The organism is Actinoplanes sp. NPDC026670 (assembly GCF_040638175.1).
GTDB lineage: Bacteria > Actinomycetota > Actinomycetes > Mycobacteriales > Micromonosporaceae > Actinoplanes.
This window is the reverse complement of sequence record NZ_JBEZXU010000005.1, coordinates 56,078-82,732: the sequence shown is the minus strand read 5'-3', so window position 1 is coordinate 82,732 and position 26,655 is coordinate 56,078. Positions and strand designations below refer to the sequence as shown.

At 69.7% G+C, this 26,655-nt stretch carries 22 protein-coding genes; 11 read left to right on the top strand and 11 right to left on the bottom strand.

Translation table 11 applies throughout. The features are described 5' to 3' along the window. Nucleotides 1–145: 145 nt before the first annotated feature. Genes AB0E94_RS06895 through pdhA form a run of 3 tightly spaced genes read right to left on the bottom strand, consistent with a single transcriptional unit; the run spans nt 146 to nt 3,773 of the window. Nucleotides 146–1,651: a dihydrolipoamide acetyltransferase family protein gene (locus AB0E94_RS06895; RefSeq protein ID WP_360323720.1), complete on the bottom strand. Its 1,506-nt coding sequence runs from the start codon at nt 1,649–1,651 to the stop codon at nt 146–148. A gap of 5 nt (nt 1,652–1,656) precedes the next feature. Continuing rightward, the gene (locus AB0E94_RS06890; RefSeq protein WP_360323404.1) at nt 1,657–2,634 is read right to left on the bottom strand and encodes an alpha-ketoacid dehydrogenase subunit beta; all 978 of its coding nucleotides are present in this window, start codon (nt 2,632–2,634) and stop codon (nt 1,657–1,659) included. After that, nucleotides 2,634–3,773 (bottom strand): pyruvate dehydrogenase (acetyl-transferring) E1 component subunit alpha, encoded by a 1,140-nt coding sequence (pdhA, locus tag AB0E94_RS06885; protein WP_360323402.1) that lies wholly within the window; start codon nt 3,771–3,773, stop codon nt 2,634–2,636. Before pdhA ends, AB0E94_RS06890 begins: the two co-directional genes overlap by 1 nt. A gap of 1,477 nt (nt 3,774–5,250) precedes the next feature. Between pdhA and AB0E94_RS06880 the strand changes: the two genes are divergently transcribed. After that, entirely contained in the window at nt 5,251–5,508 is a 258-nt protein-coding gene (locus AB0E94_RS06880; RefSeq protein ID WP_360323400.1) for a hypothetical protein, read from the top strand. Nucleotides 5,509–5,577: 69 nt separating this feature from the next. On the opposite strand, the gene AB0E94_RS06875 is transcribed toward AB0E94_RS06880, so the two are convergent. Genes AB0E94_RS06875 through AB0E94_RS06865 form a run of 3 tightly spaced genes read right to left on the bottom strand, consistent with a single transcriptional unit; the run spans nt 5,578 to nt 10,177 of the window. Next, nucleotides 5,578–6,774, bottom strand: coding sequence for a hypothetical protein (locus AB0E94_RS06875; protein WP_360323398.1), 1,197 nt, complete (start codon nt 6,772–6,774; stop codon nt 5,578–5,580). Nucleotides 6,775–6,806: 32 nt separating this feature from the next. Then, nucleotides 6,807–8,471 (bottom strand): GTPase, encoded by a 1,665-nt coding sequence (locus tag AB0E94_RS06870; protein ID WP_360323396.1) that lies wholly within the window; start codon nt 8,469–8,471, stop codon nt 6,807–6,809. Continuing rightward, nucleotides 8,468–10,177 (bottom strand): ABC transporter, encoded by a 1,710-nt coding sequence (locus AB0E94_RS06865; protein ID WP_360323394.1) that lies wholly within the window; start codon nt 10,175–10,177, stop codon nt 8,468–8,470. Before AB0E94_RS06865 ends, AB0E94_RS06870 begins: the two co-directional genes overlap by 4 nt. Before the next feature lie 375 nt (nt 10,178–10,552). On the opposite strand from AB0E94_RS06865, the gene dnaK reads away from it, so the two are divergent. The 4 genes from dnaK (at nt 10,553) to AB0E94_RS06845 (ending at nt 14,770) form a co-directional block, all read left to right on the top strand. Further along, the gene (dnaK, locus tag AB0E94_RS06860) at nt 10,553–12,403 is read left to right on the top strand and encodes a molecular chaperone DnaK (protein ID WP_360323392.1); all 1,851 of its coding nucleotides are present in this window, start codon (nt 10,553–10,555) and stop codon (nt 12,401–12,403) included. After that, nucleotides 12,400–13,032, top strand: a complete 633-nt coding sequence (gene grpE / locus AB0E94_RS06855) for a nucleotide exchange factor GrpE (protein ID WP_360323390.1) — start codon at nt 12,400–12,402, stop codon at nt 13,030–13,032. Before dnaK ends, grpE begins: the two co-directional genes overlap by 4 nt. Nucleotides 13,033–13,105: 73 nt before the next feature. Continuing rightward, a complete protein-coding gene (gene dnaJ, locus AB0E94_RS06850) occupies nt 13,106–14,305 on the top strand; it encodes a molecular chaperone DnaJ (protein ID WP_360323388.1) in 1,200 nt (399 codons plus the stop codon). 21 nt (nt 14,306–14,326) lie between these two features. Beyond that, nucleotides 14,327–14,770, top strand: a complete 444-nt coding sequence (locus AB0E94_RS06845; RefSeq protein WP_360323386.1) for a MerR family transcriptional regulator — start codon at nt 14,327–14,329, stop codon at nt 14,768–14,770. Between the two features lie 74 nt (nt 14,771–14,844). On the opposite strand, the gene AB0E94_RS06840 is transcribed toward AB0E94_RS06845, so the two are convergent. The 4 genes from AB0E94_RS06840 to AB0E94_RS06825 all read right to left on the bottom strand — a co-directional run bounded on the left by AB0E94_RS06840 (nt 14,845) and on the right by AB0E94_RS06825 (nt 18,493). Then, on the bottom strand, nt 14,845–15,291 hold the full coding sequence (locus AB0E94_RS06840) for a hypothetical protein (protein ID WP_360323384.1): 447 nt from the start codon (nt 15,289–15,291) through the stop codon (nt 14,845–14,847). A gap of 184 nt (nt 15,292–15,475) precedes the next feature. Further along, a complete protein-coding gene (locus tag AB0E94_RS06835) occupies nt 15,476–16,687 on the bottom strand; it encodes a cation:proton antiporter (RefSeq protein ID WP_360323382.1) in 1,212 nt (403 codons plus the stop codon). 5 nt (nt 16,688–16,692) lie between these two features. Beyond that, a complete protein-coding gene (locus AB0E94_RS06830; RefSeq protein ID WP_093620717.1) occupies nt 16,693–17,190 on the bottom strand; it encodes a cation:proton antiporter regulatory subunit in 498 nt (165 codons plus the stop codon). A 97-nt stretch (nt 17,191–17,287) separates the two neighbouring features. Beyond that, the gene (locus AB0E94_RS06825; protein WP_360323380.1) at nt 17,288–18,493 is read right to left on the bottom strand and encodes a sugar efflux transporter; all 1,206 of its coding nucleotides are present in this window, start codon (nt 18,491–18,493) and stop codon (nt 17,288–17,290) included. Between the two features lie 126 nt (nt 18,494–18,619). On the opposite strand from AB0E94_RS06825, the gene clpB reads away from it, so the two are divergent. From clpB to AB0E94_RS06795, 6 genes are all read left to right on the top strand, one after another. Next, nucleotides 18,620–21,199, top strand: a complete 2,580-nt coding sequence (gene clpB / locus AB0E94_RS06820) for an ATP-dependent chaperone ClpB (RefSeq protein ID WP_360323378.1) — start codon at nt 18,620–18,622, stop codon at nt 21,197–21,199. Between the two features lie 732 nt (nt 21,200–21,931). Continuing rightward, nucleotides 21,932–22,819, top strand: coding sequence for a hypothetical protein (locus AB0E94_RS06815; RefSeq protein WP_360323376.1), 888 nt, complete (start codon nt 21,932–21,934; stop codon nt 22,817–22,819). Between the two features lie 101 nt (nt 22,820–22,920). Beyond that, entirely contained in the window at nt 22,921–23,610 is a 690-nt protein-coding gene (locus AB0E94_RS06810) for a hypothetical protein (RefSeq protein ID WP_360323374.1), read from the top strand. Nucleotides 23,611–23,981: 371 nt separating this feature from the next. Further along, nucleotides 23,982–24,350 (top strand): hypothetical protein, encoded by a 369-nt coding sequence (locus AB0E94_RS06805; RefSeq protein WP_360323372.1) that lies wholly within the window; start codon nt 23,982–23,984, stop codon nt 24,348–24,350. 57 nt (nt 24,351–24,407) lie between these two features. After that, a complete protein-coding gene (locus tag AB0E94_RS06800) occupies nt 24,408–24,785 on the top strand; it encodes a metalloregulator ArsR/SmtB family transcription factor (protein ID WP_317789256.1) in 378 nt (125 codons plus the stop codon). A 112-nt stretch (nt 24,786–24,897) separates the two neighbouring features. After that, entirely contained in the window at nt 24,898–25,572 is a 675-nt protein-coding gene (locus AB0E94_RS06795) for a class II aldolase/adducin family protein (RefSeq protein ID WP_360323369.1), read from the top strand. 49 nt (nt 25,573–25,621) lie between these two features. Here the strand turns inward: AB0E94_RS06795 and AB0E94_RS06790 are convergent, their stop codons facing one another. Next, a complete protein-coding gene (locus AB0E94_RS06790) occupies nt 25,622–26,584 on the bottom strand; it encodes a DedA family protein (protein ID WP_360323367.1) in 963 nt (320 codons plus the stop codon). Nucleotides 26,585–26,655: the final 71 nt, after the last annotated feature.

Here is a 26,655-nt window from a genome sequence, read left to right as displayed (position 1 = left end):
CCGCTTGTGGCGGACCCCCTCGGCGCGCGTCCCGTTGTCGACTTAATTATCGGCCGACAACGGGTGCGCCGCCAGGGAATTAGGGGGTGAGCTCGGTCATGTACCTAAGGATCGAAGGTCCACTGCCATCTGGGACCGATGGTCCTTAGGTCCAGCTCAGTAGTGCAGCCTCCGGGTCGGTCAGGAAGGCGCCCACGTCCCGCAGGAACTTCGAGCCCAGTTCGCCGTCGATGATCCGGTGGTCGAAGGAGAGCCCGAGCGTGGTGACCTGGCGCACCTTGATCTTGTCCTTGTGCACCCAGGGCATCGGCCGGATCGCGCCGAACGCCAGGATCGCCGACTCGCCCGGAGGCAGGATCGGCGTACCGGTGTCGATGCCGAACACACCCACGTTGGTGATCGAGAGTGTGCCGCCGGTCATGTCGGACGGCGGAGTCCTACCCGACTTGGCCACCCGTACCAGCGTGTTCAAGGCCTCGGCCAGTTCGCCGAGGGTGAGCCGGCCGGCGTCCTTGACGTTCGGGACGATCAGGCCACGTTCGGTCGCCGCGGCGATGCCGAGGTTCACGTAGTCCTTGACGATGATCTCCCCGGTCGCCCCGGACCAGGTCGAGTTGACCATCGGATGCCGTTTCGCCGCGAGCAGCACCGCCTTCGCCACCAGCAGCAGCGGCGACACCCGGGTCTCGGCGAACTCGGGCCGGGACTTCAGCTTCTCCAGCGCCTTCATCGAGCGCGTCACGTCGACGGTGAGGAACTCGGTGACGTGCGGCGCTGAGAACGCCGACGCGACCATGTTCTCCGCGGTCAGCTTCCGCACCCCCTTGATCGGGATGCGCTGCTCGCGAGAGGCGTCGAAGACCGCGGCCGGTGCGGCCGGCACGGTGGCCGGGGCGGTCTCGGTCTGCGGTTCCGGGCGAGACGCCGCCAGCTGTACGTCGTCCCGCGTCACCGAACCCAGCGGGCCGGTCCCGTTGACTCCGGCGAGGTCGACGCCGAGATCACGGGCGAGCTTCCGAACCGGCGGCTTGGCCAGCACCGGCCCGGTCCGTCCGGCAGTCGGGGAGCCGGCAGCCGGGGAGCCGGCCGCTGGAGAGACGGCCGCCGGGGGGACGGCCGCCGGGGGGACGGCCGCCGGAGCGGCGGGCTGGACCACGGGAGCCGGAGCCACGGGAGCCGGCATCTCCGGTGCGGCCACGACCGCAGCGGTAGCCGCCGGAGGCGGGGGAGGTGTGGTTGCGGTTGCCGGAGCGGTGGCCGTACCGCTGCGGGGCCGTCGTTTGGCAGTTGTCGTTTTCGGGCCGTAACCGACGAGCACCGCGGTGCGGCCGCCGGGCGCCGGACCACCGATGAGGCCGGCTTCGGTCTCGCCCTCGTCCGGCGAGGGTGTGGCCGGACCGGCGGTCGGGTCGGTGTCGATGGCGATGATCGGCTTGCCGACCTCGACCACCACCCCGGCCTCGTGGAAGATCCGGGTGACGACGCCGCCCCACTTCGCCGGGATCTCGACCGCTGCCTTCGCGGTCTCGACCTCGACGATCGGCTGGTTGAGCTCGATGGTGTCGCCCACCTTGACCAGCCAGGACAGGATCTCGCCCTCGGTGAGGCCTTCACCGAGGTCGGGCAGGTTGAACTCCTTGATCCGGGACATCGCGGTCACCAGCCGAACGAACGGTCGACGGCGTCCAGCACCCGGTCGAGGTCGGGGAGGTATTCCTCCTCGATCCGCGCGGCCGGGTAGGGGATGTCGTATCCGGTCACCCGCAGCACCGGCGCCTCGAGTGAGTAGAAGCACTCCTCGGTGATCCGGGCGGCGATCTCGGCGCCGAGGCCCACGTTGCCTGGCGCCTCGTGGACGACGACGGCGCGGCCGGTCCGGCGGACCGACTCGAAGATCACCGGGTAGTCGATCGGGGAGAGCGAGCGCAGGTCGATCACTTCGAGCTCGCGGCCGTCCTCGGCCGCGGCGGAGGCGGCGTCGAGCGCCACCCGGACCATCGGGCCGTACGCGAGCAGCGTCGCGTCGCTACCCGGCCGGGCCACCTGTGCCGAGTGCAGCGGGAACGCGGTGTGCAGGGCGGCGTCGAGGTCGACCTCGCCCTTCTCCCAGTACCGCCGCTTCGGCTCGAAGAAGACCACCGGGTCGTCGGAGGCGATCGCCTGCTGGATCATCGTGTACGCGTCGGCCGGGTTCGAGCAGGTCACGACCTTGAGGCCGGGGGTGTGCGCGAAGTACGCCTCGGGCGACTCGGAGTGGTGCTCGACCGCGCCGATGCCACCGCCGTAGGGGATCCGGATGGTGATCGGCAGGCGCAGCTTGCCCTTGGACCGGTAGTGCATCTTCGCCACCTGGGCGACGATCTGGTTGTACGCCGGGAAGACGAACCCGTCGAACTGGATCTCGCAGACCGGCCGGAACCCGCGGATGGCCAGGCCGACCGCGGTCCCGACGATGCCGGCCTCGGCCAGCGGGGTGTCAATGACCCGGTTCTCGCCGAAGTCCTTCTGCAGGGCGTCGGTGATCCGGAAGACGCCGCCGAGCTTGCCGACGTCCTCTCCCATGATCACGACCTTGGGGTCGTCCTCCAGTGCGCGGCGCAGGCCGTGGTTGAGAGCTTTGCCCAGTGTGATCATCAGTGCCCACTCCCCTCGAACGACGCCTGGTACCGGGTGAACGCGTCACGCTGCGCGTCGATCTCGGGCGAGCCGTTGGGATAGACGTGATCGAAAAGCGCCACGGGTTCCGGGTCGGGCATCGCCAGCACCCGCTCCCGCAGGTCCAGTGCCTTCTTGTTGGCGTCCGCGTCGACCTGGGCGAAGAAGTCCTTCTTGGCGACCTTCTGCTTGGTGAGGAAGGCCCGCAGCCGGCTGATCGGGTCCTTCGCCTTCCACGACTCGACCTCGCTCGAGATGCGGTAGCGGGTCGGGTCGTCCGAGCTGGTGTGCGCGCCCATCCGGTACGTGTACGCCTCGATCAGCGTCGGGCCCTGGCCGTTGCGCGCGTTGTCCAGCGCCGCCCGGGTCACCGCGTAGGTGGCCAGCACGTCGTTGCCGTCCACCCGGATGCCGGGGAAGCCGTAACCGCCGGCCCGCTGGTAGAGCGGGACCCGGGTCTGGCGCTCCAGGGGCTCGGAGATCGCGTACTGGTTGTTCTGGCAGAAGAAGACGATCGGGGAGTTGAACACCCCGGACCACACGAACGCCTCGTTGACCTCGCCCTGGCTGGTCGCGCCGTCGCCGAAGTAGGCGATCACGGCCTCACCGTCGGAGGAACCGGTCTTGCCGTCCATGGTGACGCCCATGGCGTAGCCGGTCGCGTGCAGCGTCTGCGAGCCGATGACGATCGTGTACTGGTTGAACTTGAACTCGTTGGCGTCCCAGCCGCCCTGGTCGACTCCCCGGAACAGGCCGAACGGCATGATCGGGTCGATCCCCCGGCAGTAGAGGACGCCGTGCTCCCGGTAGGTCGGGAAGGCCATGTCCTGCGGCCGCAGCGCCCGGCCGGAGCCGACCTGCGCCGCTTCCTGGCCCAGCAGGCTGGCCCAGATGCCCAGCTCACCCTGCCGTTGCAGGGCGACCGCCTCGGTGTCGAGGCGACGGACGGTGACCAGGTCCCGGTAGAGCTCGCGGTACTCCTCGTCGGTGAAGTCGACGGAATACGTCGTCCCGTCGGCGGCCGTCACGCTGTCGATGCGCTCGCCGTCGGGGGTCAGCAGTTGGACGAAGCCGCCGGGCGGGATGTCGGTCCCGGCCACGCTCTCGCCTTTCGCCATCCGTGTCTCCTGTTTCCTCGTTGCGCCCGCGGCGGGTGTCTCCCGGCCACGCGGCGGACCTTTCAGGTGCCGCGCCTGGCCCGGGTGTGGGTTGCCGCGCGGCGAACACCGGCTGATAGCCGGGACGGACGCCGTGGCCCCGCTGGTCGGCGGATGGCGACAGCGGCGATGCCGTCGTCCCCATCCTGACAGAGAGAGTGACCGCCGTTACAGGCTGCGTGGATCACGAATCCAGAATTCTTGCTCCACCATTTGTCGCTTTTATTCCATTTTGTCTAGTCACTTCGGTACTAATAGCCCGTTCATGCCGATGCTTCCCGTGCGCGCGGTCGTTCATCCCCAATGACCGGGACGGATTCAAGTTGATCTTTGGCTTCGGTCTTGAACCTCGTTGGGAGGACCTCGCGTGCCGCACGTGCCCGATGACGACGACTTCGCGCGGCCCTTCAAGGTGCTGCGCAAGCGGATCGACGGCGTGTACCGCGAAGACCATGGCTTCTCCGGCACGACCAGGCGTTATGTGCTCATGGTGGTGATGCTCGTCGGGCTCGCGTCGCTGCCCACCCTCGCCATCCTCACCACCGGATCCAGCGAGATCACCGGAGACGGCCGAACCGGCGCCATCGACGTGCCGTTCCTGCCGCCGGCCGGGACCGGGCCGGTTCGTCCGGCGCCGTTGCCGCCGGCTCCCGGCATGCCTTCCGGCGCGGTTCCTGCACAGACCACGCAGGGGTACGGCGAAAGCCCGCAACCGTCCGCCCCCGCAACCTCCGGCCCGCCCCTGGAGCCGCAACCGGCCGGGTCGCGGGGCGGTTCACCCACTCCCGCCCCGTCCCCTTCCGCTACTTCGCCGCCTGCCTCTTCTGCGTCCGGTTCTTCCTCGTCCGGCTCGTCCGTGCCTGGCGACCGCTCTCCTTCCGCCGGGCCGGCGGCGTCTGGCGGGCAGAAGACTGGGAGGTCGTCTCGTGATTCGACCGGCTCCGTGCCGGCTCCCGGCGGGAAGGCGCAGCACTCGCCTGGGAGCAGTGACCCGGGTCCGTCGCGTGATGGTGCCGGGAGGCCGTCTTCGGCGTCGGACGGGCGCTCGCCTCGGAAGGGCGGGTCCCTGTCGCGGGCCGGGATGCCGTTCGCCCGGAGTGCGATTCCGGCGGTGCCTGACCTGCCGACGGTTCCGGTGGAGGACGGGCTTCCGGAGCCGGCGCTGCCCGACGACTTCCCGGAGGTCCCCGACCTACCGGACATCCACGACGAACCGGTGCGATCAGCGGACGACGATCACTACGATCCCGGAAACTCGCATGAACCGGACGCTCCGGGGAATTCTCCCTGTTTCGCGCCCGAACGCTCCAGCCGGCGGATCTCCGACCGTGCTGCCACGACCCAGCGCCCGGCCGGCGACCCGCCCCGGCGTGACGACCGTTCCACAGTTCACGATCGCCGGTCCACGGATCGGCTCCGACACAGCCGGAGGTCAGCGGTGGCCGAACGTCCGTACAACATCCGTCCGTCCCGGATCCTCGAACAGAACCCCTCCGACGGAAATCTGAACGTGGTCCGCCGTCTGTTGACCGACTCGAACTCCGAGGAGAACCGGCGCGCAAACCGCCCCTACCGCGGAATGCACCGCGCCGAACACACCAACTACCCGGAGGAGCGCAGCGCCTCCTACGACCGCAGCACCCGTGTGGGCCGCCACCACGCCGACCCGGACGCCCACTACATGAACCGCCGCTGACCCAACCCTGCAGCCGGCCCCACCGCTGTCTCGCACGCCTTTCGGCAGCGGTGGCGTCCAGCCGGGCGGTCACTCGTCCCGGTTGGCTTCCAGCCAGGCGTCGATGGCTGCGGAGTCGTTGGGGTCCACGCCCTCGGAGATGAGCTGCGCCACCGCCGCGGTCGCCGGGCTGCGCCGCTCGCCCGTCGTGTAGAGCCGGGCGAACTCCGGGATCAGCTCCTCCAACGCGTCCTCGGTCTCCTGGACCGCCGCCGCCGGCAGGTTGCGCCGCCCGGTCGAATACGCCGACCAGGCCCGCACCACGCGCGGCATCATGGCGGCGTCGTCCAGGTCGAGGACGGCCCGCCGGTGGACCCAGTCGAGCAGGAACAGCCCCGCGACGGCCGGGCTCCAACGCAGCGGGTCGGCGCCGGGCAGGCTCGCCGCGTGGTCGAGCACCAAGCTGAGGCAGAAGTCCATGGACGCCACATCGGCCGCGGCGCCGCCGGTCAGGTCATACCGGGCTGCCTCCGGTGAGGCCAGGAAGTCACGGATCAGTTTCTGCCCGGTCGGGCCGGCCGGCTCGGTGAGCGGCGGTGTGGTCACTGCCGGGAGCAGGGCGAGCCGGGCCGCGGCGAGCGCCCGGTCGGTGGAGAGCGAACCGTCCGACGGCAGGTCGCCCAGTTCGTCGGTGACCCGCAGGTGCCGGCCCACCTCGTCACGCAGGCGGCCCGGATCCTCGCTGCGGAACCAGGTCAGCTCGTCGGCGTCGCAGATCTCCCGCACCTGGTCGAGCAGCGGCGCGGCCGACGTGGCGACGAAGACGTCCTTGGTGATGCCGATGTTGTGGTCGACGAGGGCCACCACGGCGTGCTCCGGCCCGCCGTCGGAGCTGTCCTCGTAGGCGAACGTGACCAGGTAGGAGGTCTGATCGCCGTACACATCCCCATACGCCCAGCAGCCGGTGGGCCGGACCCGCCCGAGCTGCGTGGCCCACGGCGGTGCCTCGGCGGCGTGGCCGACCTCGGTCGCGCCGTCGGCGTCGGGCACCAGGGTGGCGAAGACCTCGCGGATCGTCGCGGTGGCCGGGGTGTCCGGATCGGTGGTGGCGGTCAGGAACCGGCCCACGAAGTCACGGACGGCTGCGGCCCGATCGTCGGTGGCGACCGTGTAGACGCTGCCGAGCAGGGCGGTGCCGAGCATTTCGGCATCGAGCGCGCAGCCCAGTTTCGTGACGTCACGGGCTGCTTGCAGCACGGCGTCGTAGACCGTCCGGGGTGCGGGCATGCCGCGAGCCTACGCCGCGACATGCCCCGGAACTACTCCGCTCGTACGACGCTGAGGGCTTCTCTCGCCTGGGCGTAGGCGTTCAGGACCTCACGGACCGGCGCGACCACGTAGCTACGGCCCACCTCGGTGATCGCCGCGCGTAGGCGCAACTCGGCGCGGCGCCGGGCGCGGCGGGCGCCGGCCTCGATGATCGGCCGCAACACCAGCCACAGGAGCAACCCGCCGGCCAGGCCGCTGAGCAGCAGCAGCGTCGGCAGCGGGACGACACCGACCTCCGGCCCGTCGATCTCCGGAAGGCCGAGAGCGGTCAGCGCGTACCCCAGGATCAGCCAGCCGAGGCCGGCCGCCGCGGTCGCCAGCAGCACCCACTGGAGCACGCCGACGGCCCGCCACCAGGCGGGTGGTTGCTCCAGGCCGAGGTCGGTCTGTGCCACCGCCCGGTCCAGCGCGTCCGGCAGGTCGGCCGCTTTCGAACGGGCGGCGCTGTTCAGCGACGGCGACCACACCTCGGGCAGCGGCGCCGCGGCGCGGGCCGCGACCGCGCGGACGGTCAGGCCGACCGCCGACTTCTGCGCGGCGTCGGCCTCCGGCACGGAGGTACGCGGCACGACATCCGTGGACACCGAGTCGGTCTTGACCGGTTCCGCGAGGTGCAGCTTGCGCAGTGGGTCCGGCCGGAGCTTGCGCAGCCCGCGGACGAGCGGCCAGCCGGTGGCGGCGGCGGCCCGGTGCCGGTATGCCGCAGCGGTGGAGTCGGCCACCCCGGGCACCCCGGCCGACTCCGCCAGCGCGTCGCACAGCTGCCGTACGGTCGTCCGGTCCACCTCGTCCTCGGCGGCCGGCGGCCCGATCATGGCGCCCAGCTCCTCACCGACCGCGTCCAGGTCGGCGGCGAGCCGGCGCAGCGCGGCCTTCCGGTTGGCGACCGTGGACTCCAGCGCCGACCGCAGGTCGCTCAGCATGCCCGGCTGTTTCGCCGAGGTGGCGATGACCGGGGCGCCGGTGAGCCCGTCCTCTTCGAGGAGCCGCGCCAGGTCGCTGCGGACCAGTTCGGTGTCGGCCGGGGTGAGCCGGTCGGCCTGGTTGAGGACCACGATGGTGACGCCGGCGTGCGTGCTGAACTGGGACAGGTAGGCCTGGTGCAGGACGCGGTCGCCGTACTTCTGCGGGTCGACCACCCAGACGATCTGGTCGACCAGGCCGAGCAGGCGGTCCACCTCGAGCTGGTGGGCGCGCTCGATCGAGTCGAAGTCGGGCAGGTCGAGCAGGATCAGCCCGCGCAGGGTGGCCTCGTCGTCGCCGTCCAGAGCGCTCTCCCGGACGAACCGCTGCCGGGGCAGCACGCCGACCCAGTCGAGCAGCCGGTTGGCCGGTTCCAGCGGGCCCCAGACCACGGCGTGCGCGGTGCCGGTGGTCGGCCGGCGGACTCCGACCGGCGACAGCTTGAACCGGGCCAGCGCGTTGAACAGGCTGGACTTGCCGCTGCCGGTGCTGCCGGCGAGCGCGACCACGGTGTGGTCGAGGGAGAGCGTGAGCCGCCCGCTGGCCCGTTCGACCAGGGTGTGCGCGGCTACGAGCTCACCGTCCGGCAGGTACGGGTCGGCCACCCGCAGGAATCGGGCGAGTGCTTCCAGCCGTCGTGCCAGGGACTCCGCGTCGACTGATTCGTCGCGCGTCTTCTGCACCAAGTTCATGACCCGGACCCGGTCAAAGCGAGTTCCTTCCTGGCGTTCTCCACCTCGGTGGCGGTCTGGCGCAGAAGCGTGCCATGTGTCGTTTCGAGGCGTGCCGTCGAGGTGCGCTCGGTGAATCGGGCGGCCTCGGCGGCGAGCAGTTTCTCGACCTGGTCGAGCAGTTCGGTGCGGGCCCGGCCGGCGAGGGTGCGGATGGCCTGGTCGCCGAAGACGGCTTCGAGCACCTTCTGCGCGGCGACCGCGCTGCCCGCGCCGGCGGCGACCTCCAGACCGGTGGGGATGAAGGCGGTCGCGGTGAAGACCGCGATCATGACGGCCAGTCCGGCGCCGTTCACCGCGAAGGCCGCGCCGCGGGCCACCGCGCGTTTGTCCGAGGCTTCGGTACGGACCAGGTCGAGCACCCAGTGTTGCCAGTCACGGACCAGGCGGTCGGCGCGTTCCGCCAGATCGGCCGAGGCGTGCTGGAGTTCCGGGGCGAGCAGGGCGGCCCCGGCAGGGTGGGCGTGCCAGGCGGCGTACGCCTGCTCGGCCGCATCCGTCGCCACCCCGCGCAGCAGGGTGACCAGCTGGGATTCGAGTGCCACCCGCAGGTTCTGTGCCGGGGTGGTCCGGCCGCTGAGGGCGGCCACCAGACGATCACGCAGGTGGCCGACCCGGGACTCCAGGTTGCGGACCAGGTCGCCGGTGCCCACGTACTCCTGCCAGCGGGCCAGCACCTCGCCGCGGAGCAGCTGGCCGTCGCGCAGACCCTCTTCGGTCACGTGGTGGGCGTTGCGGTAGGCGGCCTCGACCCGCTCGTCCAGTGCCTGCGCGGTACGGACCTGGTCGTCGGCCGCCTCGGCCAGCCCGTTGAGGGCCGGGGCCAGTGCGCCGAGCGCGCCGTCCAGGGTCTGCCGGACCACCGTGCCGCGGGCGCCGGCGTCCCCGGCCAGTTGCGCGAACCAGATCCGCATCGGCCCGATGGCCGCGTCCGGGAGCAGCCCGCGCTGATCCAGTTCGGTCTCGGGGAGCACGAACAGGGGCGCCGAGCCGAGCTCGTTGGCGGTCAGCATCTCGCCCAGGTGTGCCGCGATCTCGGCGGCGGCGTCGACCGGCACCCGGTCCAGGACCAGGGCGATCACGGTGCCGCGCAGCCGGGCGGTGTTGAGCAGCTCCCAGGGGACGGCGTCGGCGTACCGAGCCGCGGTGGTGACGAAGAGCCACAGGTCGGCCGCGGCCAGCAGTTGGGCGGCGAGTTTGCGGTTCTCGTCGACCACCGAGTCGACGTCCGGCGCGTCCAGCAGGGCCAGTCCGGGACCGATCGTCGGGGCGGCCACCACCTGGAGCGCGTCCGGCGCGGTGCTGGCCTGACCGGTACGGGTCAGACCGGGCAGCAGCCCGCCGCGCCCGAACCACTGCACGTCGTCCGGGTGGGTCACCAGCACCGGCGACTTGGTGGTGGGCCGGAGCACACCGGCGTTGCTGACCGGCGCCTGGACCAGACTGTTCACCAGGGTCGACTTGCCGGCCCCGGTGGACCCGCCGACGACCACCAGCAGCGGCGCGTCCAGGCGGGCCAGGCGTGGGAGCAGGTAGTCGTCGAGCTGTGCGGCGAGAGCCGAGCCGACTCGCCTGGCCTCGTCCGCGGACGGGAGAACCAGGGGGTACGAGACCGCGCCGAGCGCCGCCCGTAACCGGCTCAGGGCCGTCGCCAGCCGGCCGACCACCGGAGGTGCTTCGACCGGTTCCGGGCGGTTTCCGTGGTTTTCCGGACGGATCGGGCTCGCCCCCGTACGCTCTGGTGGGCCACCTGTGGCCACGCTGACCTGGTTCTTTTCATCCGATTGGGCGGGGACGGCGGATAGGGCCGACGGACCGACCGCGTCTCCGTGCGTCGTCACGGGTAAAGCGTGCACGATCTATGCATCCAGGACAACAGGGTCCCGGTATGCCGTGACCTGACAGGTATGTGCCGGTGCTTCCCTGTGACGACCGGCTTGCGCCCGAGGGGCTCAACTTCGATTTGACGATGTGCGGGGCCGTGGCATCATTGAGTCGGTTCCACTCAACCTTCGTACGCGAACCCTAAAGCGAGGAACACCATGGCACGTGCGGTCGGCATCGACCTCGGCACCACGAACTCCTGCGTCAGCGTTCTGGAAGGAGGCGAGCCCACCGTCATCGCCAACGCGGAGGGCTCCCGGACGACTCCGTCGATCGTCGCCTTCGCCCGCAACGGCGAGGTGCTCGTCGGCGAGGTCGCCAAGCGTCAGGCGGTGACGAACCCCGACCGGACCATCCGCTCGGTCAAGCGGGAGATCGGCACCAACTGGTCGATGGACATCGACGGTAAGCAGTACACCCCGCAGGAGATCTCGGCGCGGGTGCTGATGAAACTGAAGCGCGACGCCGAGGCGTACCTGGGCGAGCAGATCACCGACGCGGTGATCACCGTCCCGGCGTACTTCAACGACGCGCAGCGCACCGCCACCAAGGAGGCGGGCGAGATCGCGGGCCTCAACGTCCTGCGGATCGTGAACGAGCCGACCGCCGCCGCTCTGGCGTACGGTCTGGACAAGGGCTCCAAGGAGCAGACCGTTCTGGTCTTCGACCTCGGCGGCGGCACCTTCGACGTCTCGCTGCTGGAGCTGGGTGACGGTGTCATCGAGGTCAAGTCGACCTCCGGTGACAACCACCTGGGCGGCGACGACTGGGACCAGCGGATCATCGACCACCTGGTGAAGAGCTTCCGTGGTGAGCACGGCATCGACCTCTCCCAGGACAAGATGGCGCTCCAGCGTCTGCGTGAGGCGGCCGAGAAGGCCAAGATCGAGCTGTCCGCCGCGACCACGACCAGCATCAACCTGCCCTACATCACCGCGGGGGCGAACGGCCCGCTGCACCTGGACACGTCGCTGAGCCGCGCCGAGTTCCAGCGGATGACGCAGGACCTGCTGGACCGTTGCAAGGGCCCGTTCGAGGCGGCCATCAAGGACGCCGACGTCAAGCTCGCCGCCATCGACCACGTGATCCTGGTCGGCGGCTCGACCCGGATGCCGGCCGTGACCGAGCTGGTGCAGAGCCTGATCGGCCGCGAGCCGAACAAGGGCGTGAACCCGGACGAGGTCGTCGCCGTCGGCGCCGCGCTCCAGGCCGGTGTGCTCAAGGGCGAGGTCAAGGACGTTCTGCTCCTCGACGTCACCCCGCTGTCCCTGGGCATCGAGACCAAGGGCGGCATCATGCACAAGCTGGTGGAGCGCAACACCACCATCCCGGCGCACCGCTCCGAGGTCTACACCACGGCTGACGACAACCAGCCCTCCGTGCTGATCCAGGTCTACCAGGGTGAGCGCGAGATGGCCGCGAACAACAAGAAGCTCGGCACCTTCGAGCTCAGCGGCATCGCCCCGGCGCCCCGCGGCGTTCCGCAGATCGAGGTCTCCTTCGACATCGACGCGAACGGCATCGTGCACGTGTCCGCCAAGGACCTGGGCACGGGCAAGGAGCAGAAGATGACGATCACCGGTGGCTCCGCGCTGCCGAAGGACGACATCGAGCGCATGATGCGCGACGCCCAGGACCACGCGGACGACGACAAGAAGCGCCGCGAGGACGCGGAGACCCGCAACCTGGCCGAGCAGCTCCAGTGGCAGACCGAGAAGTTCCTGGCGGAGAGCGGCGACAAGCTCCCCGAGGACAGCAAGAACAAGATCGGCGAGGCGCTCGGCGAGCTGCGTGGCGCGCTCGGCGGCACCGACATCGAGAAGATCAAGTCGGCCCACGAGCGGCTGTCGCAGGTCTCCCAGGAGGCCGGCTCGCTGCTCTACTCGCAGGGCGAGGCCCCGCAGGCCGCCGCCGGTGGCGCGCCGGGCGCGGGTCCGGGTTCGACCGGCCCGGCGGCCGGCGGTGACGACGTGGTCGACGCCGAGATCGTGGAGGACGACAAGAAGTGAGTGCCAAGGACGACGAGATCGACGGTCCGGCGGCCGAGCGGGACGTCATCCAGGACGAGGTCGACTCGGCGCCCGAGGAGACCTCCGCTGAGGAACCGGCGAAGAAGAAGTCGCAGAAGCCGGTCGGCGCGCACCGCGCCCGCGAGGAGGAGGACGCGGCTCCGGTGGCCGAGGAGGCCGCCAAGCCCGCGCTCGGCGCCGAACTGGAGGCCCTGCGGGGCGAGCTGGAGGAGCGGACCCACGACCTCCAGCGCGTGTCGGCGGAGTACGCCAACTACCGCAAGCGGGTCGACCGCGACCGGGGCGCCGCGGCCGAGCAGACCACCGGAAAGGTCCTCACCGACCTCCTCCCGGTCCTGGACGACATCGACCGGGCCCGTGAGCACGGTGACCTGGTCGGTCCGTTCGCCTCGGTGGCGGAGCAGCTCACCGCGGTGACCGGGAAACTCGGGCTGGTGGCTTTCGGTGAGAAGGGTGACCCCTTCGACCCGAACCGGCACGAGGCGGTCGCGCACCAGACGTCCGCGGACGTCGACGAGCCGACCTGCGTCGAGGTGATGCGCCGGGGTTACACACTGGGCGAGCGACTGCTGCGCCCGGCTCTGGTCGCCGTCGCCGATCCGGAGTGAAATCAGTGACTGTGTCCCGCCCGCCGGTCTCCGGTGGGCGGGACGTCGCCGCAACGTCGAGGAGGTGGACTGAATGAGCTCGAAGGACTGGCTCGAGAAGGACTTCTACGCCGTGCTCGGCGTGAACCGGTCCGCCTCCCCCGACGAGATCAAGAAGGCGTACCGAAAGCTCGCCCGCGATCTTCACCCCGACCGTAATCCGGACAACAAGGAGGCGGAGGAGAAGTTCAAGGCCGCTTCCGAGGCGTACGACGTACTGGCCGACGACAAGAAGCGCAAAGAGTATGACGAGATGCGCTCGCTGTTCGGCTCGGGCGCGTTCCGGCGTGGGGCGCGGGGCGGCGGTGGCACCCAGTTCGATCCGTCCGACCTGTTCGGCGGCTTCTCCGGCGCCGGTGGTGCGCCGGGCGCCGATCGCCGGTTCGGTGGGAGCGGCTTCTCCGACATCTTCAGCTCGATCTTCTCCGGCGGGCAGGCGGCGGGTGGCCCGGCGACGGCCCGGCGTGGCCCGCAGCGTGGGCGTGACGTGGAGACCGAGGTCACCCTCGACTTCGCCCAGGCGGTTCGCGGCACGACTCTGCCGCTGACCTTGCGTACGCCGGGGGCCTGCGACACCTGCCATGGCAGCGGCGCCAAGCCGGGCACCACTCCCCGGTCCTGCCCGAAATGCCACGGCACCGGTCTGATCTCCAGCAACCAGGGTTCGTTCAGCTTCTCCGAGCCGTGCCGTGACTGTCAGGGCTCGGGCAGCATCGTGGACGAGAAGTGCCCGGAGTGCCGGGGCAGCGGCGGGGTCACCAAGACCCGCACGATCAACGTCCGGTTCCCGGCGGGTGTGGCCGACGGCCAGCGGATCCGGCTCAGCGGCCGGGGCGAGCCGGGTGACCGCGGCGGTCCGGCCGGCGACCTGTACGTGCAGGTCAAGGTGCGGCCCGACGACCTGTTCGGGCGCAGTGGCGACGACCTGACGCTGACCGTTCCGATCAGCATCGCGGAGGCCGTGCTCGGCGCCGACCTGAAGGTGCCCACCCTGGACGGCCCGGTCACGCTGCGGGTGCCACCCGGCACCCCGGGCGGCCGGAAACTGCGGGCTCGGGGCAAGGGCGTGGTCCGCAAGGAGGGCCAGGCCGGCGACCTGATCGTCACTGTGGACGTGCAGATTCCGGCGGGGGTGACCGGCGAGGCCCGGGATCTTCTGGAGAAGTTCGGCAAGTTGACCCCGCCGCCGGCGCGGGATCGGATCGAGGCCCGCCTACGTCGGGCTGCCGGTTAGGACCCTCTCGGGAGGTGGCACATGTATGAAGAGATCAGCATCTCGATTGAACAGGCCTCCGACGCGAAGGTTTTGATCATCTCGGTGGCGGCGCGGCTGGCCGGGATGCACCCGCAGACTCTCCGGCAGTACGACAGGCTCGGTCTGGTGCAGCCGGGCCGGGCCGGTGGTGGCGGCCGGCGTTACAGCGAGCGGGATGTGGCACTGCTCCGCGAGGTGCAGCGGCTGAGCCAGGAGGACGGCGTCAACCTGGCCGGCATCAAGCGGATCATCGGGCTGGAGCAGTTGGTCACCGACCTCCAGCACCGGGTGGCCGAGCTGGAGCAGGAGCTCGAGTCGGCGTACAACCGGATGGCCCAGATGGAAGCGATGACCAATCCGTACGGGAGCCGTGACCTGGTTCGTCAGGAGCGGCATTCGACGGCGCTGGTGGTCTGGCGGCCGCGGCGGTCCCCGGACAAATGAGCGACAAACGAGTAACGGCGGCCCAGAAGGGCCGCCGTTACTGCGTGTAGTAACCGCCTAGCTACTTTCCGTGCTCATCGCCTGTTGAACAGGCCCAGCCGGCGGGGGTAGCGGACCAGGCCGCCCTCCATCCAGTCGTGGTGGTCGAAGAGCTCGGGCCGGGTCATCAGGACCCGGCAGTTGTGCGCCCAGATCTGCATCGGCTCGTCGCCGACCTCCTCCGCGCGCTCCACGAACTTCTTGAGCCGGCGCTTGCGCTGCCCGCTCGCGTTCTGCCGCAGCCCGTCCGCCGCGTAGATGTACATGCAGTGCTGCGCGAACCGCCGGGCCGGGCACTGCCGGTCCATGGCCAGTTCGAACAATGTCGGGCCGAGCACGTCGCCGGAGATCAGGAGATCCCAGTCCTTCGGCATGGTGCTCAGGGGTACCGACTCGGGGTTGTATGCCCAGGTCTGCAACTCGTCAGGTCGGGGGTCGACCGGGTTGCCGAAACCGAGGAATGTAGCTTCACGCACGCTCACGTCGCCGCCTCACTCAACCGTTCGCATTACGGCAAGCGTCACGCGCTGGCCATAGTGGCGAACGTCCCAATACACAGAGTCGTCGCCGCGCAACGGTAGCGTGCGAAGTCCGCAGACGGAAGTGTCAAGGCTTCACATTCAGATACTGGACAGTAACTTTGGGCTTCCTGAATGGAGACGCAGGTCACTCCATGGATGGCAGGGGCTTCTGGGCCGCTCGCTGGGCCGCCATCCGCTTCCGGATGATCTCCTTGAACCAGGGGTAGTCGGGCAGCCGCGCCAGCAGCGGACCGGTCACCACGGTGATCAGCACATATGCCGTGGCGAGCGCGGCAAGCTTGGCGTTTCCGCCGTACACCACCGCGAGTCCGGCGATCACGACGGAGAACTCGCCGCGGGGCATCAGGGCCAGACCGGCCCGAATCCGGCCGGGCAGCGCAATCCCCACCCGGCGGGCCGCCAGATATCCGGTCAGGACCTTCGTCAGCATGGTCAGCACGGCCAGTCCGAGAGCCGGCAGCAGCACCGGCGGGATGTCCGACGGGTTCGTGGAGAGCCCGAAGAAGACGAAGAACACCGCGGCGAACAGATCCCTCAGCGGCGTGAGCATCTGGGTGGCGTGGTGCGCGACCGGACCGGAGATGGCGATACCGACCAGGAACGCCCCCACCGCCTCGGAGACCTTCAACTCCCCGGCCACCCCGGCGATGAACAGCGTCAACCCGAGCACGCTCAGCAGCAGGGCCTCGGGATCCTTCACCGACATGAATCGGCTGATCTCCCCGCCGTACCGAATGGCGACGACGAGGACCGCGACCACCGTGACCACCGCGACGCTCAACGTGCTCAGGCCGCTCGCCAGACCGAGACCGGCCAGCACCGCGGTGACCACCGGCAGGTAGAAGGCCATCGCCAGGTCCTCGATGACCAGCACCGAGAGGATCACCGGGGTCTCCCGGTTACCGACCCGGCCCAGGTCGCCGAGCACCTTGGCGATCACGCCCGACGACGACACCCAGGTGATGCCGGCCAGCACCAGCGCGGCCTTCCAGTCCCAGCCGAGCAGCAGCGCGAACGCCGCCCCCGGCAGGGCGTTGAGCAGCATGTCGATCAGGCCGGCCGGGGCCGCCGAGCGGAGGTTGCCGACCAACTCGTCGGCTGAATACTCCAGGCCCAGCATCACCAGCAGCAGGACCACGCCGATCTGGGCGCCGACCGCGGTGAACTCGGTGCTGGCCCGGAGCGAGACCAGACCGCCCTGACCGAACGCCAGGCCGGCCAGGAGATAGAGCGGAATCGGGGAGAGACCGAAGCGACGACCCAGGCGACCGAGCATCCCGAGGCCGAACAGGAGCGCGCCGATCTCGATGAGCAGGATCGTCGTGTGGTGCTCCACCGCGCTCAGCCGTCGTCGTCGCCGGCCAGGATGGCGGTGACGCCGTCCAGGCCGTGCCGGGTGCCGACCGCGACCACCACATCGTTGGCCTCGAAGCGGAACTCCGGGCCCGGCGAGGCGATCACCTCACGGTCGCGGAGCACGGCCACGATGGACGAGGTGGTACGGCTACGGGCCTGGGTGTCACCCAGCCGCCGGCCCACGAACGGGGAGCCGGCCGGGAGCGCGATCTGCTCGGTCAGCAGACCGGCTGCCTGCTGTCGCAGGCCGGCGAGCTGCCCCAGCATCAGCGAGGCGCCCAGCACGTCGGCCAGGGCCTCCGCCTCGTCGTCGGTGAGCGGGATCGACGCCAGGCTGGAATCCGGATCGTCCACGTCGTACAGGACGAGGTCGCGCCGCCCGTTGCGATGCGACACCACCCCGACCGTCCGGCCTGATGAGGTCACCAGGTCATGGCGGACGCCGATTCCCGGCAGCGGAGTCTGTTCCACCCGTACGCGCACGATCTCACAGTAGTTGGGTGATTGATCCTTCGCCCGGCACTACGGCGCAAAGGACGCGCTGCTCGTCACGACGCTACGGGTTCGTCTCTGCGTTCGGTCAGCCCGGGTCGGCGGCGGTCGCGTCCGTCGCCATCCGGGCTGTCTCGTTCTCGTGTGCCGGTGGCCGGACGGCCAGCAGGATGAGCAGGCCGAGGGTGCTGAGGCCCAGGTTCAGGCCGTAGGCCCAGCGGAAGCCGAACTCCTGGGCCACCCCGAAGAGCGGGGCCGACAGGATCTGGCCGACCGGGAAGGTGTTGGAGAACATCGTGGACGCGCGACCCGGGAAGCGCGGCATCAGGTCCTGGAAGAAGGAGATGCCCAGGCCGGAGGCGGCGGCGATGAGGATCGCGTTCAGAAGCTGGGCGCCGGCCAGCATCCAGACCGACGTGGCCGATGCCGCCAGTGCCTGGTACGCGACCCCGCAGACCGCGCCGAACAGGATGATCCGGCGCAGCGGCATCCGGGTGGAGAGCTTGCCGAAGGCGAGCATCAGCGGGATCTCCAGGGCGGCGCAGATGCCGAGGATCATGCCGGCGTCGCCGACCGTGCCGTCCAGTTCGGTGCTGATGAACAGCGGCATCGCCTGGACGTTGAGCACCATGGAGGTCTGGATCAGGATGAACCCGCCCAGGATGGGGTAGACCTGCCAGGGGGCCCGGGCCGAGACGGTCTCGCCCTCCCGGGGTGCCGCCGGCGCCTCCACCTCGGGCAGCCAGCGTGCCGCGAGCAGGGCCGCCACCAGGTACATCACGGAGGCGGTGCCGTAGACGTACTGGAAGTCGCCCACCTCCAGGAGGAGCGCGGCGAGTGACGGGCCGCCGACCCAGGCGATCGAGAAGACGGTGCGCAGGGTGCTGATGCCCATCGCGGCCCGGCTCGGATCCTGCTGTTGGAGCACCTGACGGGCGTACGCGAAGGATTGGGGGAAGAGTGACCCGGCAATCGCGGTGGCCGTCGCGGTGAGGGCGAGGAGCACCCAGTAGTCGCGGACCACCGCGGTGATGCCGGTGCCGGCGCAGCCGGCGACGGCGGCGACGATCAGGATCGTGCGCCGCATCGGCCGGCGGTCCGAGATGCGGCCGATCGCCCACGACATGGCCACGCCCGAGAGCGACGCGGTGACCAGGAAGAACGTGACTTTGATCGGACTGGCCCCGACGGAGGTGCTGAGGAAGAGGCCTAGGAACGGGCCGACCACCGCGGTGGCGATGCCGACAGTGAGGAAGACGAGACCGAGAGGGAGGAGCCGGCGGAACAGTGGCACGACTGCCGACGTTACGGGTTCTTTCCGATTAGCGACCATGTTCGGTGGTGACTGTCACCGTGGTTTCGACGCGCTAGAGTTGAGCGCGCTACGCTCAAGTCTGCTGGGTTGGCTTCAGGGGAGCTCATGAACACCGAACGCTTGACCACCAAGAGCCGCGAAGTGATCACCGCCGCGGTCGCCGACGCCGGGCGCCGCGGCCACGCCACCGTCGAGCCGTGGCACATGCTTCAGTCGCTGCTCGATACCGGCGGTTCCACGGCCACCGCTCTGCTGCGTGCGGTCGGGGCCAATCCGGCCGACATCCGCCGGGCCGCGGTCCGCGCGATCGAGCAGCTGCCGTCCGCGCGCGGGGCCAGCACCGTCGAGCCCAGCCTGTCCCGCGAGTTCGTCAACGCGATCGGCTCGGCCGACCTGATCGCGAAACCGCTCGGCGACGAGTATGTGTCGACCGAGCACCTGCTGGCCGGCCTGGCCCGGGTCGGCGGCGCGGTCTCGGCGGTCCTCAAGGACGCCGGCGCCACCGAGGAGGCGCTGGTCGGCGCGTTCCCGCAGGTCCGGGGCGGGGAGCGGCGGGTCACCACGGCCGATCCGGAGCAGACCTACAAATCGCTGGAGAAGTACGGGGTGGACCTCACCGCCCTGGCCCGGGACGGCAGGATCGACCCGGTGATCGGCCGGGACGCCGAGATCCGCCGGGTCGTGCAGGTGCTCTCCCGGCGCACCAAGAACAATCCGGTCCTGATCGGCGAGCCGGGTGTCGGCAAGACCGCCATCGTCGAGGGCCTGGCCCAGCGCATCGTCGCCGGTGACGTGCCCGAGTCTCTGCGCGACAAGAAACTGGTCTCCCTCGACCTCGGGGCGATGGTCGCCGGCGCACAGTACCGGGGCCAGTTCGAGGAGCGCCTGAAGAGCGTCCTGGAGGAGATCCGCGGGTCCAACGGGCAGGTCGTCACGTTCCTCGACGAGCTGCACACGGTCGTCGGCGCCGGCAAGGGCGAGGGCTCGATGGACGCCGGCAACATGCTCAAGCCGATGCTGGCCCGCGGCGAGCTGCGGATGGTCGGCGCCACCACCCTCGACGAGTACCGGGAGCACATCGAGAAGGACCCGGCTCTGGAGCGCCGGTTCCAGCCGGTCGTGGTCGGCGAGCCGACGGTCGAGGACACCATCGGCATCCTGCGCGGGCTCAAGGGCCGTTACGAGGCGCACCACCGGGTCCAGATCACCGATGCGGCGCTCGTGGCGGCGGCCAGCCTCTCCGACCGCTACATCAGCGACCGGTTCCTGCCGGACAAGGCGATCGACCTGATCGACGAGGCCGCCTCCCGGCTGCGGATGGAGATCGACTCCCGCCCGGTCGCGCTGGACCAGCTGCACCGCCAGGTCGACCGGATGCGGGTGGAGCGCCTGGCGCTGGAGAAGGAGACCGACCCGGCGTCGATGGCCCGCCTGGAGAAACTGATCGCCGACCTGGCCGACCGGGAGGAGGAGCTGACCGCGCTGACCGCCCGCTGGGAGCGCGAGCGCGGCGGCCTCAACCTGGTCGGCGAGCTGAAGAAGCAGCTCGACGAGGCGCGGGCGGCCCAGGAGCGGGCGCAGCGCGACGGTGAGCTGCTGGAGGCTTCCCGCCTGCTCTACGAGGTGATCCCGACCCTGGAGCGGGAGATCCGGAGCGCCGTCGAGTCCGAGGAGGAGAACACCGAGCCGCCCATGGTCAAGGAGGACGTCGGCGCCGACGACATCGCCGAGGTGGTCTCCTCGTGGACCGGCATCCCGGCCGGCCGGATGATGGAGGGCGAGACCGCCAAGCTGCTGCGCATCGAGGACTCACTGGCCGACAAGGTGATCGGCCAGCGTGAGGCGATCGAGGCGGTCGCCGGTGCGGTGCGCCGGGCCCGGGCCGGGATCGCCGACCCGGATCGGCCGACCGGCAGCTTCCTCTTCCTCGGCCCCACCGGCGTCGGCAAGACCGAGCTGGTCAAGGCGCTTGCCGGGTTCCTCTTCGACGATGAGCGCGCGATGGTCCGCATCGACATGAGTGAGTATGCGGAGAAGCACTCGGTGGCCCGGCTGGTCGGTGCGCCGCCCGGTTACGTCGGCTACGAGGAGGGCGGCCAGCTCACCGAGGCGGTGCGGCGCCGGCCGTACAGCGTGGTGTTGCTGGACGAGGTGGAGAAGGCCCACCCGGACGTCTTCGACCTGCTGCTCCAGGTCCTCGACGACGGGCGTCTCACCGACGGCCAGGGGCGTACGGTCGACTTCCGCAACGCCATCCTGGTCCTGACGTCGAACCTGGGCTCGGCGAACTCGGACTTCACGATGAGCGACGAGGAGCGCCACGACGAGGTGCTGGCCGCGGTCCGGGGGCATTTCAAGCCGGAGTTCCTGAACCGGCTCGACGACATCGTGGTCTTCCACGCGCTCACCAAGGAGAACCTGACCAGGATCGTCGACATCCAGCTGGCCCGGCTGCGGGACCGGCTCGCCGAGCGGCGTCTCACGCTCCAGGTGACCCAGTCCGCGGTCGACTGGCTGGGTGAGCACGGTTACGACCCGATCTACGGCGCCCGCCCGCTGCGCCGGCTGATCCAGTCCTCGATCGGCGACCTGTTGGCGAAGGCGCTGTTGGCCGGCCGGGTCCGGGACGGCTCCACGGTCCTGATCGACCTGGCCGACGCGAAGGACGGCCTGACAATTAGGTAGGCATCGCGGGAGTGGGTTTCTCCCGTGACGCCTCCGCAGTTTGCTCAGATATCGGAACGCCGTCAGGTAGCGGACACTGAAAGGGCCCCGGGTCTCCCCGGGGCCCTTTCGTCATCTGTCGGCCGACCGCCTCCGGTAGGCCTGTGTCATCAGTACGTCCGTGAAGGCGTGCTCGCCGTCCGCGGACCAGATCCGTATGCCGTTGCGATGGAGCTGATATCGGACGTCTCGGAATCGGGTCCGAGTGTCGTCATGGTGAACGACGTCCAGGGTGTCGGCGTGGGGCATGGGACTCACCGGTCCTTGTCAGGTCTGGGGCGGCCGCGGTGTGGTCACGCGGCCGGCGCAATCGGAGTGGCGCCGTCTGCCGGTCTGCCTCGGCCCCGGGATGGTTTGCGCGGGGCGGGCGACTCGTGCGGGCACGGCGTGCCGCTGGAGCCTTGTGCTTCCAGGAGGACGCCACGACATCGAAGTCTAGGCGGCCTCGTCCAGGTGTGTCGCCCCCCGAACGAGCGACGGTTTGCGGTCATTTGGGGTCATCGTTGCCTGATGTTGCCACATCGTCGCGAACGGTGAGGCCCGGTCGCGCGATGTGGTCCCCGACAAGTACCGTGAATTGATCTATTGGAGGGCAGCGTGACCGTACCGGCATATCCGGTTCCGAACCCGGCGGCGCCGAGTCGCCCGGTATCGGTGACCGTCTCATCGAGTCTTCTCTACCTAGTCGTAGCCATGCAGGTCCTGAACGCGCTCGTGCTGCTGTCGACGATGAACACCGCCGTCGAGGCCGCCCAGGACGCCGCCGCCACCCTCGGGCAGGGGCAGGCCACCGCCGACCTGGGGGCGGTCATGCGCGTCGTGCTGATCTTCATGGCGGTGATCTACCTCCTGCTCGCGGGTGGTGTCACCGTCCTGGCGATCCTCAACAACCACGGCAAGAACGCGTCCCGGATCGTCACCTGGGTCTTCGCCGGCCTGGGTCTGTGTTGCAACGTGCTCAGCCTGGGCGGCAACGCGGCCGGTGGCATCGCGGCTGGTGGCTCCGGCGAGACCGGGATCGACTCCACCCAGATCGACCTGCGGGTCGCGGAGGCGATGCCGGGCTGGTACGAGCCGGTGCTGATGATCTCCACCGTGCTGACCGTGCTCGGCCTGCTCGGGGCGATCATCCTGCTGGCGGTGCCGTCTTCGAACGCGTGGTTCCGCAAGCCGCCGGCGTGGAACGCGGCGATGCCCTTCCCGGGCTACCCGGGCCAGCCCGGCTATCCGGCTCAGCCCGGTTACCCGGCTCAGCCCGGCTATCCGGCCCAGCCTGGTTACCCGGCCCAGCCCGGTTATCCGCAGGCGCCCTACGGCCAGCCGGGGTACCCGCCACCGCCCAGCCACTTCGGATCGCCGCAGCAGTACGGCCAGCCGGGTGAGCCGGCGCCGGGCCTGCCGCCGTATCCGGGCGCGAGCGAGCCGCCCACCCCGCCGCCCAGTTCACCGCCGGCCCCGCCGGCCGCTCAGCCCGACCCGTGGGCGCCTCCGCCGTCCTCCGACCCGTGGGGCACCCCACCGGTGCCGCCCGCGCCGGGCGGGGACACGCCGCCACCCCGGCCGCCCACTGACCCCTCCTGATCGCTTTCGGACCGGTCCGCCCGTACGGGGTGGACCGGTCCGGCCACTTCCGGGGCCCCGCACGCGATAGGTTCTTGCCAGCCGAACCAGCGGGAGCATCGATGTCCTACGCCGTCCAGCCGCCGATCGTCGCCGTGCCGCCGGCCGCACGCCGGCCGATCTCCGTCGCCGCAGCGGTCGCCCTGCTCTGGGCCATGGCGGCGGCCGGCCTGACCTATGCGATCGGCATGATCGCGGTGACTCCAGGTGTGGCCGGCCGGCTCCGTGACGCCGCGCCCGCCTCCGAGGCGGTGGACAACTTCGTCGCCGTGATGTGGCTGGTCGCCGCTCTGGCCCTGGTGCTGAGCCTGCTGATGACCGCTCTGTTCGTGGTTCTGGGTGTCGCGCTGCGGCGGGGTAGCCGTCTCGGCCGCTGGGTCACTCTCGGGGCGTGTGTGCTCGGCATGGTCACCGGATGCGGGACGCTGGCGATCCTGGCCGCCCAGCGGGCCGGTGAGGCGGCCCCGGGGACGCTGAGTGACGCGCTCAACTCGGCGTACCCCAACGGGTGGATCGTTCTCAACGTCATCATGGCCGCCGCGCAGGTGTTGGCCTACCTGACGGTCGGGATCCTGGTGCTGACGGCGCCGAGTGAGTTCTTCGGCCATTCTGTGTCACCCGAGTGGGCCAAACCACAAACGAACCCTTTTGTTACCGGCGGGTCCGAACCCGATCAGTTCTCAGATCCGGCCTTGTCGCCGAAGTCCACGTCGAACCCAGAAGACGAGTTCTGGTCACGACCGCACGAGTGAGCGGTTCCGTATCGACGACTGTGGGTCACTCGAACGGGTACGGTCGGTTTCTGGCACTGTCACTCGATCGGCTGTCCGGATAGATCGAGATCGGCCGGACGGTGGGTGTTTTCGCCCGTACGGACAAACGTGATTTGGCGTCTTCACAGTCTCTTCACAGCGCGACCACCAGGTGATCCTGAGGGTGACGCGGGTAGCGTACCGGCGGTAACTGCTTTGAGCAGCATCTATGCTCCGAGGAAGGAGCGAGATCGGATGGCCGATCGGTAAACCTTGTTTACAGAAGCGTCCAAAGTCCCGCGTCAATAGTTCCGTTCCGCCCTGCCGGGGCGAAAGATTCCGGTTTCCGTACAGCCAGTACGCTCGATGTCATGAGAGCACGGCACGACCTGGGTAAATTCATCACTGAATTGTCCGTCGCGCAGCGTGGCGCCGTGCTTTCATCGGGTCGTGGGGGTGTGGACGAACTGGTGATCGCGCAGTGTGGCGTGATGGTCTCGACGCGTTCAGTGCCGAGTCATCGTCGAGGATCTGTGTGGCGAACAAATCGACGAATTGACAATGTGGCCGGCCTCACTCCGACGGCGGGGATCGAGACCTCGACACGGATGGGTAGCGACCAGATGGCGGCTGAGGCGTTGCAGGAGGCAGAGACCGAAGTCGTAGTCGCGCGAACGGTCGACCCGGATGAGGGTGTCCGGTCGACCGACTCGGCGATCGATGTCGGCCTTACGGCCTGAAAGTTAGCCGGTTCGTTCCTGCTCACATGCAGGAGAATCGATGCAGTTGGTGGAAGGATGGAGATCGTGGGAACTGCGTTGGCGGAAATGTCCATGCCGCAAATCTCGCCGCTTGCCGGTGAGCCTATTGAACGCGCTGACGCCGAGCGCCTGGCGGGAGTGCTCAAGGCGCTCGCCGACCCGGCCCGGCTACGCCTGTTGAGCCTCATTCAGTCCGCGACGGACGGTGAGGCCTGTGTCTGCGACCTGACGGCTCCTCTGGGCCTCTCGCAGCCGACCGTGAGTCACCACCTGCGGATCCTGACCGAGGCGGGTCTGCTGGAGCGGGAGAAGCGGGGTGTGTGGGCGTACTACCGGCTGGTGCCGACGGCCATCGCCACCATCGCCGACCTGCTGACCCCGCCGCGGAAGCGGGCCACCAAGAAGGCCCGCTGAAGTCTGACGGCTTCGGAAACGCGGTAATGCCTGGCGTCATTGACTATGGGGGCGTGACGCCAGGCGGAGGACCCCGGCCCACGGACGGGCCGGCGGACCTGAGGAGGAACGGGTGAACTACGTCCCCGGTGACCTGCGTGATCAGCTCGCGCACGTGGGTTACGACGTGGTGCAGGCGGGCCTCGTGTGTGGATCGGGCGGCAATCTGTCCGCCCGCATTCCCGACGAGGACGCCATCTGGGTGACCGCGAGCGGAACGTGGCTGGAACGGCTCAGCCGCAAGGACTTCACCGCGGTGCGGATCTCCGACGGGGCCCCCGCCACCGTCGGCGCCGCCCCGCCGTCACGGACCGAGCCGACCAGCGAGTTGGCACTGCACCTGGCCCTCTACCGGGCCCGGCCGGACGTCAACGCCGTGGTGCACCTGCACCCGCAGACGGCGCTGCTGCTCGACGCGCTCGGGGAGCACATCCGGATCGTGACCACCGATCACGCGTACTACCTGCGGCGGGTTTCGACCGTGCCGTTCCGGCTGCCGGGCGGCACCGAACTCGCCGCCCTGACCGCCGCGATGGCCGCCGACGGCACCGACTGCCTGGTGCTCAGCCAGCACGGGTGCGTGGTGATGGGCGACTCCGTCGAGCTCGCGCACAAGCGGGCCCGAAACCTGGAGGAGGCCGCGTCGCTCACCTATCGGGCGCTGACGGCCGGGCGGCTGGAGAACCTGCGGGAGTGCCCGGAGGAGTTCCTGGAGAAGCTGTCCGGGTCGACCACCGTTCGGGTGTAGTCCGCAACACGAAAAAGGCCGGCCCATCGGGCCGGCCTTTCGTGTCGGGTCAGTAGTTCCGCGGCGGGTAGTCCTGCGGCGGGTACTGCTGCTGTGGCGGGTAGCTCTGCGGGGTCGGGTAGTGCCCCTGCTGCGGGTAGGCGGGCTGCTGCGGGTCCTGATACTGGGGCGGCTGCTGCCCGTACCCCTGCTGGTGGCCGTAGCTCTGGCCCTGCTGGTTCTGCTCGTGATCGAAGTGCTCGTGGTACTCCTCGCGGGCGGCGTCGGCCAGGCCGGCGACGCTGGCGGCGGCCACGACGCCGATCGCGGTGGCCGGGTCCGCCGTCTTCAGGCCGTGCTTCTTGGCCTTCCGCTCGCGGAGGATCTCGATCAGGATCGGCAGCACCGAGATCAGCACGATCAGCACGACCACCGGCAGGATGTAGCGGTCGATCTTGTCGCCGATGGCGGCGTAGATCTGCTCGGCCAGCAGGTAGCCGATCAGGATGATGCCGTCGGTCCAGAGGATCGCGCCGACCACGTTCCACACGAAGAACTGCTTCGCCGGCATGCCCAGGGTGCCGGCGACCGGGTTGAGGAACGTCCGGACGATCGGGATGAACCGGGCCAGCACCACCGCCTTGGCCGGGCCGAACTTCTCGAAGTAGTACTCCGCCTTCTCGACGTACTCCTTCTTGAAGAGCTTCGAGTCGGGCTTGTCGAACATCCGCCGCCCGTATCTCGCGCCGAGCCAATGGCCCAGTTGCGCGCCGACGATGGCACAGATGGGCGCGCCGATCAGCAGGCCGACGATGGACAGCTGCGCGCCATCCCCGAAGATCGAGTTGGCCACCTCGGAGGCGGCCACACCTGCCAGGAACAGCAGAGAGTCACCCGGGAAGAAGAAGCCGACCAGCAGGCCGGTCTCCGCGAAGAGGATGGCGAGCACACCCGGGAGCCCGAAGGCGCTGAGCAGGTCCTTCGGGTCCAGCGGGTTCAGGGCGAGCGGCTCGGTGAGCGCTTGGATGTCCACGAGGAGCCAGGGTACCGGCCCTGGATGGGCCGGTACCTGTATGAATGCTGTGCACTCCAAGAAGTAACTCA